A 13,036-nucleotide genomic window follows, 5' to 3' on the forward strand; every position below is an offset into this window, starting at 1 on the left:
CATAAAATTTTTACACATAAGAAAATTTGATTTTTATGCAGAAACGAAACAGCGCAACAGACCTCATTTCCGTCATTTTTACATCGGAAGAGAACATTTTCTGCCGGTTTCTTCGATTAATTAAAAAACTTTTATACATTCGCAAATTGACCTGTTTAACCGATATTTACTAACAAATAACACATAAAGAATAGACATACAGCAAAGAAATGATACGGCATTCCGCCTTGTCACATTAAAAAGGAAGTTCCGTATCAGCAATCGTATCAGAAGATTTTCTGAATAATCCCCCCAAAAAGAAATAACACGGAATACAACTATAACCTGAATCGAAACACCATGAAAAAGACACTGATCCTATGGGCGGCACTGGCCTGTGCCTGCCCGGGCATCGCCCAAAAGAAACATTTCTCTTACCAGTTCTACGGTTTTGTCCGTGGCGATCTGTTCTACAATACCCGTGCCAACCAGGCTCCCGTAGACGGGAACTTCTACCTCTATCCGCTGGACCACGACTACGACAGCCGGGGAGAGGACATCAACGCCACACCCAACGGGAGTTTCTACACCTTCACGACCCGCCTGGGCATCGACATGCAGGGACCGAAAATAGGAAAAGCAAAAACGAGCGCCAAGGTGGAAGTGGATTTCGGCGGCTTCTCGGCCAGTACCACCATGCTCCGCATCCGGCAGGCTTACGTAGCCTTGGACTGGGAACGTACCCGGTTACTGATCGGGCAGACGTGGCATCCGCTGTTCGGCAGTGTCGTTCCCGATGTACTGAACCTCTCTACCGGAGCGCCCTTCCAGCCGTTCAACCGTGAGCCGCAAATCGCCTTTACCTGGCGTACCGGACGGTTCAGCCTCACTGCCTCCGCTCTGTGGCAGCTTCAATACATGTCTTCCGGACCGGAAGGGGCAAGCGAGAATTACCTGAAAAACAGTTGTGTGCCGGAACTCTTCCTTGGAGCCGATTACCGGCAGGAACGGTGGCTGGCCGGAGCGGGTGTCCACCTGATTTCGCTCAAGCCACGCACCTCGTCCACCGTCACAGACGCGTCCGGCAACGAACAACGTTTCAAGGTGAATGAACGGATGACGACCTTCTCCTGCGAAGCGCACCTGCAGTACCAGGCACCTTCCTGGCGTTTTGCCGCCAAGACTTTGCTGGCTTCCTGCCTGGACCATACCGCCTTGCTGGGAGGCTATGGCATTTCACGCATCGACCCGGTAACCGGCGAACAGGAATATACCCCGATGCGCCATTCCACTTCTTGGGTAAACTTGACGGTAGGTACCCGCTGGAAAGGGCACTTGTACGCCGGATACACCAAGAACCTGGGATGCAGTAAAGCACTGGTATCGGAAGACAAATATGGAATGGGACTTGACATCGACCAGCTCTGTTCATTCAATCTGGCTTTCTCATACAACCTTCCCCACTGGCAGATTGGAGTAGAATATGTACCGACTACGGCCTGGTACGGTGATACGAATCCGGCCAACGGCAGAATCATCAACACCCATTCGGTCACTAACCACCGCATACTGGGACTGGTAATGTATTACTTCTAGTGGTAGTTTTGCTTTTTAATGTCGAAATGAAAAGCCACCGGCTTCCGTTTTAAGGCGGCTATGATCCGATTTCCGCGAAAGCGCAGGAACTCGCTCCGCTCCAACAGCCTGCGCTTCCTCTCGCCGAAATCCACTTCTCCCCCTCTTTCGCCTCAAAACGAAGACCGGAATATATAACATGAGGAATCAAATGAATTTATTCTTTAAACAATGAACTTTAGAAAAAGTATATCCAACAAAAGGGAATCAGACAGATTGTAAAATTCTTAGTATCCGAATCGTGAAGTATCCACCTTCTTATGCTCCTCAGTCTCGTATCCACCGAATTTATAGGTAAACGACAGGGAGAAGGAACGGCTGTCGGCGTGCTGGTTTATCTCGAACCGCTGTCCCCTGTCGTTCACACGGGCATCGGGCGTCGCGCTGTTGAACAGGTCGTTACCTGTCAGGCGGAGTTCGGCTTTCTGATTGGCTGAAGTCCATTTCAGTCCGGCATCGACTTTCCAAATGGAAGACAAGTCATAATTTCCCTGAACAGAAGGACTGACATACAGGCCGTTCAACTCCAGGCTGATGGTAGGCTTTGAGGACAGTCGGATGGTATTGTTCAGCATTGCGATTCCCCTCCAAACGCAGTTGTCGAAGCCGATGGCATGATAGTCCTTACAGACGTCCCTGAAATAAGAACCGTCCAGCGTGAGGCGGGAGTTCCAAATGTTGCCGACCGTGAAGGGAACAATCACCGAAAGGCCAAAGTTCTGTTCGTAATCGTAATTCACCGTCTGATAAATCATCGTCAGTTCGTTGGGGCTTTGGTAGGCCAACTGGGCGAACAAGTCCTTTACATGGGTATAGTGCAGGCTGAAGATGTATTTGCTTTTCAGAATGTAGGTCAGGTCGGCGGTATAGTCTGTCGAGGGGCGCAGGCCGGGATTTCCCACGACCTTGGCATAGCCGTTGAGGTAACTCGTGGCGTCCTGCATGCTCCAATAGTCGGGATAGGCCTTGTCCGAAGACAAGGAAAGCTGGAAGATGTGGGAACTTGACGGAATGTAGTTCAGCTGCATGGAGGGATAGACGGCCCACTGGTCATAGCCGGCCAGGCGGTAATATTCCCCGGCCACGGACAAGGAGAGCGACAGACGTTCGCCAAAAGCTTTCTCCAATCCCCCATAGAAGTTATAAGTCCGTTCGTCCAGTTCCGTGTCCGAGTTCAGTGATGACATGTCCTCTCCTTCCTGCGAGTGATAGAGCTGGGCGCTTTTCTCTTGGGCAAAGGAGAAGTTGATACCGTAGTTCAGGCTCCAATCCTGAGGCAGGGTGTGCGTCTGCCCCGCATAGACATTCCAGCGGTTGATGCGCTGGCGGCTGTCAGCCAAAAACTCCTGCTCGACATTACCCGCCCGATTACCGAACTCCTGCACGCTCGGATAAGAATAATAGGTATAATCCAGCCCGACATTCATCCCCCAACGTGCCGTATAGTCGAGGTTGAAGTTATGCATCTGCTCGTCTCCCTTCCGGACATTGGACGACTCCGACAAAGTGCCCGTCGAGTTTTCAACCGTCTTGATATTGGGAGTGACAGCCGCCGTATAGGCCAGGTTCAGGTTGTCATCCTCTGTAATCTGATAATCCAAGGAAGCGCGGACGTTGTGGGTCATCTTTCTCCTCAAGCCGGTGTTGTACTGCACTACGTCATGCACCATGCCGCCCAGCGTATGGTGGGAGATGAAATCGTACCCTGTCTGCCGTTTGACATAATCTGCCGAATAAAGCACATCTGCCGACACCTTCCGCCCCACGAAAGAAAGGTTCAGGCGGCCGTTACCCTGCGTATATTCACCCTGCGTAAAACCTGCTCCGACCTCCCCACGCACAAAGGCTTCTTCAGACTTTCTGTCTTTCAGCACCAAGTTGATGACTGCCCCTCGCACACGATATTTGGCTGGTGCGCTGTACATCACTTCCGCCTTCTCCACATTGCCGACAGGCATACTCTTCAGCAGGCTTGCCAATTGCTCTACCGACATGGACGAAGGCCGTCCGTTCAATATCACCGTCGCATCGCCTGCTCCTATCAGACTAAGACTTCCGCCCTGCTCCAGTACGCCCGGCAGACGGGTCAGAGCTTCGTAAGCATTACTTACCGTTGTCTTTTCGGACAGGGCTTCCACGTCGTAGGTCAAGACACCGTTCTCTGCTTTCACCAAAGGGCGTTCGGCACTGATAACCACTTCGCCCAAGGCGTAATCCTGCCCGTCCATAACCACCACACCGACATCGCCCACCGCGTCATATTCCTTCACCACACTCTTATAGAGCAGATGCTGGAAAATCAAGCGATACTGCTTCAAATCCCGATGAAAGACGAAGCGACCCAACGAGTCAGTAACCACCCCATCGACAAACACAGAGTCCGGCGTCTGCATGACTACCGTCGCGCCCTCAATCGGCTGTTGGTCTTTATCCATCACACGTCCTTTTACCTCCTGCGCAGCCAAGCGGGTGACTGCCAAGAGCAAACTTACAGTCAGAATTACAATCTGTTTCATAAAGCATTCATTTTTTGTTTTCATGCCGCAAAGTAACGGTCTTTGCGGCAGAAGGCTGGTTATGGCCTCGTTATGCTTTCCTTATATTATTGTTAGGAAATGCCCGATTGTTAAGAGATTGTTATATCTTTGCCAACAAATCAAGAGACTTATGCCCGCCAAATACATCAAGATAGTTACCTTTCTGAGTCTGATTGTCATCGTGGCCATCCAAGGCTCGTGGCTGGTCCACACCTACCGGCTTATTGAGGCAGAGCTGCTGCAAGTCGGCAACCGTCTGTTTCCGCAAGCCGTTGTGGACGAGGCCAAAACACGTCTCGACCGGCTAAGCGACGCCCAAGGCGAGGATATCACCCTCAGCTTCTCTACGAATTTCGACTATCAACGGGAAATCGACCAGACGCTGTTCGAGTATCTGGCGGTGCTTGCCAACGATTACGCCGATTCGGTCTATCACTCGTCCATCTCCCTGCCGCTGGCCGACTCCATCTTTACAGCCCGTCTGGCTCAAGAAGGGTATCAGGCCCAGGTGAAATGCCAGCTGATAGACTCCCTTGGCGTTCCTCTTCAGGAAGAGGATGCCTCTGCCTGGCACCATCCATTCAAGACACTCCGAACCAATCCTGTCTATCTGAACAGGGAACATACACAAGCTGTGCGGGCCACCATCCTGAACCCTTATTGGATTGCCTTCCGGCAGATGGGCGTTCTGCTCGTGGCCACCGCCCTGCTGCTGGTCTTCGTGGCCGGATGCATCGTCTATCAGGTGCGCATCATCATCCGCCAGAACCGGATAGCCCGCCTGCGGCAGGACTTCACCTACGCCATGATCCACGACATGAAAACGCCCATCACCACCATCTCCATGACCGGGCATACACTGGAAAGCGGCTTGCTGGACCAGAACCCCGAACTGAAGAAACAGTATTTCGCCATCCTGCACGAAGAGAGTGCCCACCTGCTCGGCCTGTCCGAGAAGATTCTGACCATCGCCAAGCTGGAACAGTCGCGCCTGAAGCTAGCGCAGGAATCAGTCAGCCTCCCCGCCCTGTTTGACGAGCTGACGCAAAAGTACCGGGTCCAGACCGACAAGGAAGTAACCCTTGAAACCCATTGCCCCAGCTCCCTTATGGTAACAGCCGATGCCGAATACCTGAAGGAAGCCCTCGGCAACCTGATAGACAATTCGCTGAAGTATTCCGACGAACGTGTCACCATCCGCCTCTCTGCTGAAGAACAGAGCCACACCGTCCTCATCAAGGTGTGGGACAACGGCTGGGGCATCCCGCTGAAACAGCAGAAACACATCTTTGAAAAGTTCGACCGCGGCGGACTGGAATACAAGAAAGAGAAGAAAGTGTCCGGTTTCGGCCTAGGTCTGAACTTTGTCCACAAAGTCATCACGGCCATGGGCGGAAGCGTTTCGGTAAACAGTATAGAAGGCAAGTTCAGTGAATTCACACTGATACTGCCTGTTCAAAACAAGAAACTATGATACGAGTATTGCTGGTAGAAGACGATAAGAACCTATGCTTCATCCTGAAGAGCAGCCTGGAGCAGATGATAGGAGGTTACGAAGTGACCACCGCCCCCAACGGCCGGGAAGGGCTGGAACTGCTGGAGCAAAAGACGTTCGACGTGATTGTGTCCGACGTAGAGATGCCGGTCATGGACGGCATGACCATGGTGCAACACATCCGTCAGCGCCATCCCCGGCTGGCCATCATCTTCATCACGGGACTGACGACGGCACGCGACGTCATCAACGGCTACCAGTCGGGCGCGGACTTCTACATCAAAAAGCCTTTCTTACCCGAAGAGTTGAATGCCCACATCCAGGCCGTGCTGAAAATGAAACAGAATGCACCCGCCCCACAAACCATGGATGTTCCTGCGGAAGAAGAATATGCCATCGGCAATTATCGCTTCCTGCCCTCGCAGCACCAGCTCTGCCATGGCACGGAGCGCCAGGCACTGACACCCAAAGAAGCGAAAATACTCGAAATACTTTGCCGCCGGAAAGGACAAGTAGTCCGGCGCGACGACCTCCTGACCGCCGTATGGGAAACGGCCGACTTCTACTCCTCGCGCAGCCTGGACGTCTTCATCACCAAACTCCGCAAGTACCTTTCCCAAGACCCCGCCGTCTCGCTCAAGTCGCTGAAGGGTGTAGGTATTTGTTTAACAGACAAATAAGTCATAAGAATTATCAAGCGCTTATTTTTTGTTTTACACAAGATTATACATAAGAGGCCATCCCAAATCATTTTGAGACAGCCTCTTTCCTATGTTTTTAAAACTGCTTTAAAAGCCATTTAAATCTTATTCCGGCATCAATACCAGCACGCGGTAATTGTTCTGCTGCATCACCTCACTGACGAATTTTGAGATTTCTTCCGGTGTGATGGCCTGGATGGTCTGCTCAGCCTGCACACATACTTCTGATGGTTTCAGTTCATTACCACTCATCATCGAGCACCAGTAACTGTTGGTGCGTTCATTCTCGGCATACTGTTTCACCATGAACTCTTTCACCTTATTCAGTTCTTCTACCGGTGTTTCCTTGGCCAGTTTCTCGAATTCGTTACGGATGATTTCCAAGGCACGGTCCTTCTTCTCCGGCTTCATCGGGAAAGCAGTCTGATAAACCATCGAAACTTCTGCCATTCTATCCTGAGACCCTAACAGCTGAATGCTGTAGACGGCTCCCTCCTTTTCGCGTACTTCGCTGATAAGACGGGTAGAGATAATCTGTCCCGACATGGAAGCAAGCAGTCTGTTCTTGAAAGAATACGGCATTTTTCCGCTGACGATAACGGCCGCACTACCCTGTGGAACTTCCATCTTCATGGTAAATTCTTTGGACTCGTTACCGGCCTTGATTTCCAAAGCGCTGTTATACTTGACTTCCGGTTTCTTTCCCTTTACAGCAGGTAAAGAAGCGATGTACTGTTCGGCAAGTGATTTCAGTTCGGCCTCATCAAAGTTACCGCTGAATACGAAAGTAAAATCGGCGGCGTTAGCCAGTTGTTCACGGATGATACCGAGGATAGTATCGCGGTTGGCCTTCTCAATGTCGGAAACTTCGAAGATATGCTTAGCGGGAGACGCATAAAGGAATTCCTGCAATTTCTTCTGGAAGACAAAATTCGGATCCAGCTCCTGGTTCTTCAGCACTCCTGCATACAAGCTCTGCAAGGCAGCAAACTCATCGGCAGTCACATTCAGGCCCGTGAATGTCATGTAAAGCATTTCCATATAAGTCTTCAGGTCCTTCGGAGTCGTATTTCCCGACAGGCTGCGTTGATAGTCGTCTAATGCAAGCTGCAAAGAAACCTGTTTGCCAGCCAGTGCCTTGTTCAAATCAGTGTAAGTAAACTTACCCAATCCGTGCTGCATTGCCACTACCGGCAAGAAAAGCAAATCGGTAGTCTTGTCTGCACCGTAAACCGATGTACCGCCTTTGGCCACAGCCAGCATACTGATTTCGAATCAACAGCATCAAGTAATAGCGGCCTTTATTGTTCTTGTACGATGTCTGCGGGATATAAAATCCTTGCAGCGTCTTTATTTTGTGGTTCGCTCTTTAAAAACAATATAGTATGTACGCTTTGTCCTCTTTTGATAAAAGGCAGGTACTTTATTTTTGCTTCAAGAGAATTTATAAGCCTGAGCGCATCTTCCTTGTTGGTCCACTTGCATTCTCCTATAAGGATATGCTTCCTGTCTAATGATTCAGCTACTACATCAAGCTCTACCATCTCACCGTCCTTGTTTTCTTCTGTGAAGATTTTTCCCCACCATCGGGAAGCCATGTTGTATGTAATACCGTCAATGATATTACCGCTTACATATTGGCGGCAAAGATGTTCCCAACAGTTACTCACATACCTGGAGAACTGTTCCTTGATAAGGTTTAATACAGTTTCCGTGCGTCCCAGTTCAAGAATTGATTTATAAGGTGCGACAAATCGGTAATTAAAATCCAGCAGACTATCATTGATACGGTATATCCCTTTCTTGCTTTTCTTCTCGTCTTCTCCGAAAGGTACTTCCCGACGTATATAACCCAGTTCTCTCAGTTTACCTAACGGTTCTGTTATTTGGGTGGCTTCCTTGCCTACCCTTCCGGCTATCTCCGAGAGACGGTTAGCACCGTTACCAATAATTGAGAGCAGGGTGGATGCCTGTACGGTATCACGCATATCATCCCTCAACAGACGTATCGGTTCGTCAGCTAAGAAACCTTTGTTGTCCAGCAGTAACTTTTCAATGGCTGTTTCGTTGTCCTTGTAGTCGGCTCTCAGTTCCCAATACCGGGGTATTCCACCCCATACTGCATATTCTTCTATTGCCTGTCGTGCATCACAGCCAAGCGCTTGCCCAATGTACCGTACGGATATGGGAGTAAGGCGTATGATTTCATCAGCCAGTCCGTATAGCGGTTCTTTCCTGTCAAGTATATAGCCCTGCATCAGTTGTTGTGAAGAACCACAGACGATGATATTGAATTTCAGACATTTTTCATTGAGTAACTTTTGTAGGACGGATGGCAGAGAGGGGCAACTTTTAACAAGATACGGGAATTCATCAAGACAGACGGTACTCTTTTCTGTAACCTGACGGTTTAAAACCCGAAAAAGCGTTTCCCAGTCAGGATATGTCACCTTATCGAAATCTTCTATGCCTCCCAATGCGGCTGTCTTTGCAAACAGCATGCGCTGATTTGCTTCGTTGGTCTGGTCACTTAAAAAGTAAATGTCTTTCCGCTTCCAGTTCATGACTTCTCTGACAAGTTTAGACTTACCTATCCTTCTGCGTCCATAGATGACAATGAACTGTGGTTTTTCTCTTTGTAAGGCATTTTCTATCCTTTCAAGATAATCTTTTCTGTCTATAAAATTTGTGAACTCCATGTTGCTTGAAATATATCTTTTACAAAGATAATCTTTCTGAAATATATATCCAACAGTTGATTCATTTTAGGGTCATCCGAAATTTCGAGTGATTTTTGCCCCTCCACACTTGATGTGAGGGGTATACAGCGATGACATTCGCTGAATTCCGGGTCAAACCCGGAATGACCTGGAATGCAGTATGGTTGAATTCAATTGATAAAAATTCAATATTCCTCTATCTGAAGACGTAATGGAAACAACATCACTCCAAATTCCAGAAGAGCCTAAAAACATACACAACTGACTGTAACAGCCAGTTTACCAGTACGCCGCAAATGAAAGCGGCAAATATCACGTATTTGCCTTTGGTGAAAAGAAAGCGTAAAGATAGACATCAACACCGAAGAAAAAGACCAGCATACGGTCCTGAAGGTACGTGACAATGGACTGGGTATCTCCGAAAAGGACATTCATCTGATTTTCCAGAAATTCGAACGTGCCTCAGCTGTCAAGCGCAACAGCCGGAACGGAGCTTCCGGATTCGGCCTAGGCCTGAACTTTGTAGACCAGGTGGTCAAGGCCCACGAAGGACGGATTTACGTCACCAGCATGGAAGAAGAATTTACAGAATTCAGCATCTATCTATCGCTGACGGAAAGGAATGAACAGACGGAGAATTGCTGACACAAGCTTGCCACAACAAAAATGCCCTCACAAATCGATTAAAACATGAGTTCGTTTTTTAATCTTCTATTCCCCACTACAAATATTGATTCTGTAACTCAAGGATGATTTCATCTACAATGTATTCATCACTAAAAGTATATAATTCCTCTTCCTCATCGTGCATCCTGTCACAGACCTTGGAAGTATAAAACACATCCAAAGCCCTTAACGGTGTAATATCCAGACGCTCAGCCAGCCTGGTAACGATACGTCCTATCTTATTCCACATTAGTATCGGTGAAAGCATATTACTTATTCTTTTATCGGTTCAACACTCTTAAAACGAAGACAATCATCAATCAATCTTTGATTGATAAGGCAAATCTGATTGTTGGGACGATGAAAAGCCAATTGTCCCAACGCCATTCCTAAAGTGATATTACCTATCATATAAGCTTCAATCGTATCAATGACCCGGTCATCAGCTATCCCGCCTTTAATATAATCATACTCCTTCCACTTGTTGAGACCACTACGATTGGCTACAATAAAATCCAACCATTCTTCATCATACTCCTTAAACTACAGAACCTTAAACTTAGATATGACTTGTTCGAAATCAAGTTCATAAACATTAAGCAAAGCATTCTTTCCCAATCGGCTACCCAAACGTAACCCCCATCTCTCAGCCTGCAGTTTCATATCTGTGACATAGAAGCCCTGCCCAAAATCCAGATTCTTCCGACCTATATTGGCTAAAGGACGTTCTATGGAATAAACGGAACCATGATAGACAATCATAACTACGATTCTTTATGACTTTCAACATTCTGCATTTTCTCCCAATTATACAAAGCCTCCAACACATCATCTATGACATATTCCCTACTTTGTGTATGCAATGTGTCATAATATTTCCATATATATCCTTCTATTAATCCTATCTTCTGCATACGGGCATACATGACACTTGCCGGACATCCCAAATGATTGGCAACCGATTCAATACACGAAGAAACAAATATTGTTTTCAATTCTTCTTCCGAACGAGGGACAACACTCATATATTTACTGTTAAAGAATTCACAACTTGATTATCTAAGAAAAAGCCCAAAGTTGAAAGTCAAGTAAACTTGACCTTCATACTCAAAACAACCTTAGGCTGTTCTACAAAGATAGCGAAAGGTGAGTGGAGAGGCAAACGAAAAACAAAGTTTTTCAGGTTTGACTATCCCGAACCGAATCCTATCTTATGGAAAGATAGCGAAAGGTCTGGAAAAGCCATACAATATTCAATGGAATAAACACGTCATTCTTCAGTTTCTTAATATCATTTATCACGCCCCATTTCCTTAGAAAGACTTTATTTCTTACCTTTGAGGAAAGACCGTTAAAACCTCGAAGTTATGAGAACGAAACATTTCTTAGGGCTATGTACCCTGCTAGGAGGAATGTTACTGGCTTCCTCTTGTGTAGTTCATCGTACGGGACCTAAACCGCCTCCCCCACCGCACGAAGTAGATCATCACCACAAGAAGAAGGCACCGCCTCCACCCAAAAAACATCATGACAAGCACAAGCCGGAGACTCCGCCGCCTCCACCACCTCCGGAGCGCTGGTAAGAAGTTGGTATTTCCGACATAAATACATGGAAAACATTCAATAAACAGCTATGGCAGAGTTTCATCAGCGAAAACAAATACGTGCAAACTTCCATGACTATTCAGGAGGATGTTATTTCATAACCATCTGCACCCTGGAAAAACGGCATTATCTGGGAGAAATACATGAAGGCACTATGCACCTGTCTTCTGTCGGACAATGTTGTGAACAACAGCTTAAAGCATTGGGCACACATTATCCGTATGCCCAAACGCTGTCATTTGTCGTGATGCCCAATCACATTCATGCAATCATTCACATCGACGAAGATAGCCCACCCAGAGTATCAGACAAAATGAATCAACTTCCTTCGGATGGTTTCCACAGGCTGAACAATAGGACGCACAGACCGTGCGTCCCTACCAAACGTACTGCACTAAGTGTAATCGTAGGTGGAATAAAAAGAGAAGTCACACTTTTTGCACGGCGCAACAACCTGGAGTTTGATTGGCAAAGTCGTTATCACGACCATATCATAAGAGAAATGAATGACATGAATCGTATTGCAACGTATATTGAAAACAATGTATCCTCTTGGGAAAATGACTGTTTCTATGACAAGTAATACAATCAAGAACCGGAGATAAATCCTGAGTACGCTTTTGTAGGGACGCACGGCTCGTGCGTCCTAACACACAAAAAAGGCTTCCTGCGCTACGAACGGCAACAGGAAGCCTTGAAAAAAACATTACCTACGAAAACACCAAAGGAATCGTCCCGTTACTCAAGGTGCCACCAATCGGGTTATCCAAATCCAGAACGGCGCGCTGAGCATAAACAGGAAGGTACTGATAGCCAACGACGAGGTTCCGACACGCACATACGTCTGGTAACGGCTTCCGATGATGATACCGGAGAAAGCCGGAGGCAACGCACCCGCCATGACCAGCATCTGGAGCTTCTCGCCTTCGATGCCGACCAGCAGCCCCACCAGCAGCAATGCCCCCGGCATCAGCAGCAGCTTGACGAAGGTATTGTACCAGATTTCCTTGTCGAACACGAATTTCTGAGCCGACAAGGTCAGACCGGCGGCAAATACCGCTACACCGGAGTTTGCCTTGGCTATCAGCTCAAAGCTGGGGTCCAGTTCGGCAGGGATACGGATACCTGTCAGTACAAAGATTACCGCCAGCACAGGAGCCCAGACCACCGGTTGCCGGATGGCACTGACGAAAGCGTTCGAAGGCTTCTGTCCGGCTGTAGCCGAACCGTCCGCCGCAGGATTCAACAGCCAGAGACCGATGGGGATGGTAATGGCATTCACTACAATGGCTACAATGGCCACTACCAGCCCGGTGGTAGTCGTAGCCCCGAACATCGGGTCGAGCACAGCGAATCCCAGGAAGCCGATGGTCGGGCTGCCGGCTATCAGCGCACAGACGGCCGCCTCCTTCCTGGTGTGCCTGAAGAACTTGTAACACCCGAAATAGGACCAGAGAAAGACAGCCAGAATCACCAAGGTGCTGACCAGCGTCAACTGCAGGTCCGCAAAAAGCATCTCACGGTCGGCCTTCACGATGGAAAGGAACAAGGCAGCCGGCAACGCATAGTTCAGCACCAGCTTGTTCAGGATACGTGCGTTCTCGCCCGTAAAAGCATTGGTCTTTCCGGCCGCGTACCCCAACGCCATGACCACAAATATCGGTACCAGACAAGTCAGAATAATATTCCACATAAGCT

The 13,036-nt window shown here is 48.2% G+C and carries 12 protein-coding genes and 1 pseudogene; 6 read left to right on the forward strand and 7 right to left on the reverse strand.

The genetic code is table 11. The annotated features are described in order from the left end of the window. Positions 1–339: 339 nt before the first annotated feature. A complete protein-coding gene (locus C510_RS0110710) occupies positions 340–1,575 on the forward strand; it encodes a hypothetical protein (RefSeq protein ID WP_018711339.1) in 1,236 nt (411 codons plus the stop codon). 266 nt (positions 1,576–1,841) lie between these two features. On the opposite strand, the gene C510_RS0110720 is transcribed toward C510_RS0110710, so the two are convergent. Continuing rightward, positions 1,842–4,130, reverse strand: coding sequence for an outer membrane beta-barrel family protein (locus tag C510_RS0110720; RefSeq protein WP_018711341.1), 2,289 nt, complete (start codon positions 4,128–4,130; stop codon positions 1,842–1,844). Positions 4,131–4,281: 151 nt separating this feature from the next. Between C510_RS0110720 and C510_RS0110725 the strand changes: the two genes are divergently transcribed. Together C510_RS0110725 and C510_RS0110730 are read left to right on the forward strand one after the other, a co-directional pair. Beyond that, positions 4,282–5,625 carry a sensor histidine kinase gene (locus C510_RS0110725; protein WP_018711342.1) on the forward strand — a complete coding sequence of 448 codons (1,344 nt, stop codon included), beginning with the start codon at positions 4,282–4,284 and terminating at the stop codon, positions 5,623–5,625. After that, on the forward strand, positions 5,622–6,326 hold the full coding sequence (locus C510_RS0110730; RefSeq protein ID WP_018711343.1) for a response regulator transcription factor: 705 nt from the start codon (positions 5,622–5,624) through the stop codon (positions 6,324–6,326). The genes C510_RS0110725 and C510_RS0110730 overlap by 4 nt, the downstream gene beginning before the upstream one ends. A gap of 126 nt (positions 6,327–6,452) precedes the next feature. Here the strand turns inward: C510_RS0110730 and C510_RS0110735 are convergent, their stop codons facing one another. Further along, complete coding sequence (locus C510_RS0110735) at positions 6,453–7,610, reverse strand: M16 family metallopeptidase (protein ID WP_018711344.1); 1,158 nt, start codon at positions 7,608–7,610, stop codon at positions 6,453–6,455. Between the two features lie 38 nt (positions 7,611–7,648). After that, the gene (locus C510_RS0110740; protein WP_018711345.1) at positions 7,649–9,046 is read right to left on the reverse strand and encodes an ATP-binding protein; all 1,398 of its coding nucleotides are present in this window, start codon (positions 9,044–9,046) and stop codon (positions 7,649–7,651) included. Between the two features lie 369 nt (positions 9,047–9,415). On the opposite strand from C510_RS0110740, the gene C510_RS17155 reads away from it, so the two are divergent. After that, positions 9,416–9,712 carry a sensor histidine kinase gene (locus tag C510_RS17155; protein ID WP_081621841.1) on the forward strand — a complete coding sequence of 99 codons (297 nt, stop codon included), beginning with the start codon at positions 9,416–9,418 and terminating at the stop codon, positions 9,710–9,712. Positions 9,713–9,788: 76 nt separating this feature from the next. On the opposite strand, the gene C510_RS0110750 is transcribed toward C510_RS17155, so the two are convergent. The 3 genes and pseudogenes from C510_RS0110750 to C510_RS16465 form a co-directional block, all read right to left on the reverse strand. Next, the gene (locus tag C510_RS0110750) at positions 9,789–10,001 is read right to left on the reverse strand and encodes a DUF3791 domain-containing protein (protein WP_018711347.1); all 213 of its coding nucleotides are present in this window, start codon (positions 9,999–10,001) and stop codon (positions 9,789–9,791) included. Positions 10,002–10,006: 5 nt separating this feature from the next. Then, positions 10,007–10,495, reverse strand: a pseudogene (locus tag C510_RS17160) (DUF3990 domain-containing protein). Between the two features lie 2 nt (positions 10,496–10,497). Then, positions 10,498–10,758 carry a DUF3791 domain-containing protein gene (locus C510_RS16465; RefSeq protein ID WP_018711350.1) on the reverse strand — a complete coding sequence of 87 codons (261 nt, stop codon included), beginning with the start codon at positions 10,756–10,758 and terminating at the stop codon, positions 10,498–10,500. A gap of 342 nt (positions 10,759–11,100) precedes the next feature. Here C510_RS16465 and C510_RS17370 point away from each other — a divergent pair, with 342 nt between their 5' ends. Together C510_RS17370 and C510_RS0110770 are read left to right on the forward strand one after the other, a co-directional pair. Continuing rightward, positions 11,101–11,316 (forward strand): hypothetical protein, encoded by a 216-nt coding sequence (locus C510_RS17370; protein ID WP_154651981.1) that lies wholly within the window; start codon positions 11,101–11,103, stop codon positions 11,314–11,316. 50 nt (positions 11,317–11,366) lie between these two features. Beyond that, a complete protein-coding gene (locus C510_RS0110770; RefSeq protein ID WP_018711352.1) occupies positions 11,367–11,921 on the forward strand; it encodes a transposase in 555 nt (184 codons plus the stop codon). Positions 11,922–12,080: 159 nt separating this feature from the next. Here C510_RS0110770 and yfdV read toward each other — a convergent pair whose 3' ends face one another. Then, on the reverse strand, positions 12,081–13,031 hold the full coding sequence (gene yfdV, locus C510_RS0110775) for a transporter YfdV (RefSeq protein ID WP_018711353.1): 951 nt from the start codon (positions 13,029–13,031) through the stop codon (positions 12,081–12,083). Positions 13,032–13,036 lie beyond the last annotated feature (5 nt).

It is taken from the genome of Phocaeicola barnesiae DSM 18169 = JCM 13652 (assembly GCF_000374585.1).
GTDB classification, from domain to species: Bacteria; Bacteroidota; Bacteroidia; order Bacteroidales; family Bacteroidaceae; genus Phocaeicola; species Phocaeicola barnesiae.

What these genes read in the sequence shown, in the direction of transcription:
- C510_RS0110735 (WP_018711344.1), bottom strand. Translation starts at nt 7,610, where the DNA reads ATGCTGGCTGTGGCCAAAGGCGGTACATCGGTTTACGGTGCAGACAAG.
- C510_RS0110720 (WP_018711341.1), bottom strand. Translation starts at nt 4,130, where the DNA reads ATGAAACAGATTGTAATTCTGACTGTAAGTTTGCTCTTGGCAGTCACC.
- C510_RS0110770 (WP_018711352.1), top strand. Translation starts at nt 11,367, where the DNA reads ATGGCAGAGTTTCATCAGCGAAAACAAATACGTGCAAACTTCCATGAC.
- C510_RS0110730 (WP_018711343.1), top strand. Translation starts at nt 5,622, where the DNA reads ATGATACGAGTATTGCTGGTAGAAGACGATAAGAACCTATGCTTCATC.
- C510_RS16465 (WP_018711350.1), bottom strand. Translation starts at nt 10,758, where the DNA reads ATGAGTGTTGTCCCTCGTTCGGAAGAAGAATTGAAAACAATATTTGTT.
- C510_RS0110750 (WP_018711347.1), bottom strand. Translation starts at nt 10,001, where the DNA reads ATGCTTTCACCGATACTAATGTGGAATAAGATAGGACGTATCGTTACC.
- C510_RS0110740 (WP_018711345.1), bottom strand. Translation starts at nt 9,046, where the DNA reads ATGGAGTTCACAAATTTTATAGACAGAAAAGATTATCTTGAAAGGATA.
- C510_RS17370 (WP_154651981.1), top strand. Translation starts at nt 11,101, where the DNA reads ATGAGAACGAAACATTTCTTAGGGCTATGTACCCTGCTAGGAGGAATG.
- C510_RS0110710 (WP_018711339.1), top strand. Translation starts at nt 340, where the DNA reads ATGAAAAAGACACTGATCCTATGGGCGGCACTGGCCTGTGCCTGCCCG.
- C510_RS0110725 (WP_018711342.1), top strand. Translation starts at nt 4,282, where the DNA reads ATGCCCGCCAAATACATCAAGATAGTTACCTTTCTGAGTCTGATTGTC.
- yfdV (WP_018711353.1), bottom strand. Translation starts at nt 13,031, where the DNA reads ATGTGGAATATTATTCTGACTTGTCTGGTACCGATATTTGTGGTCATG.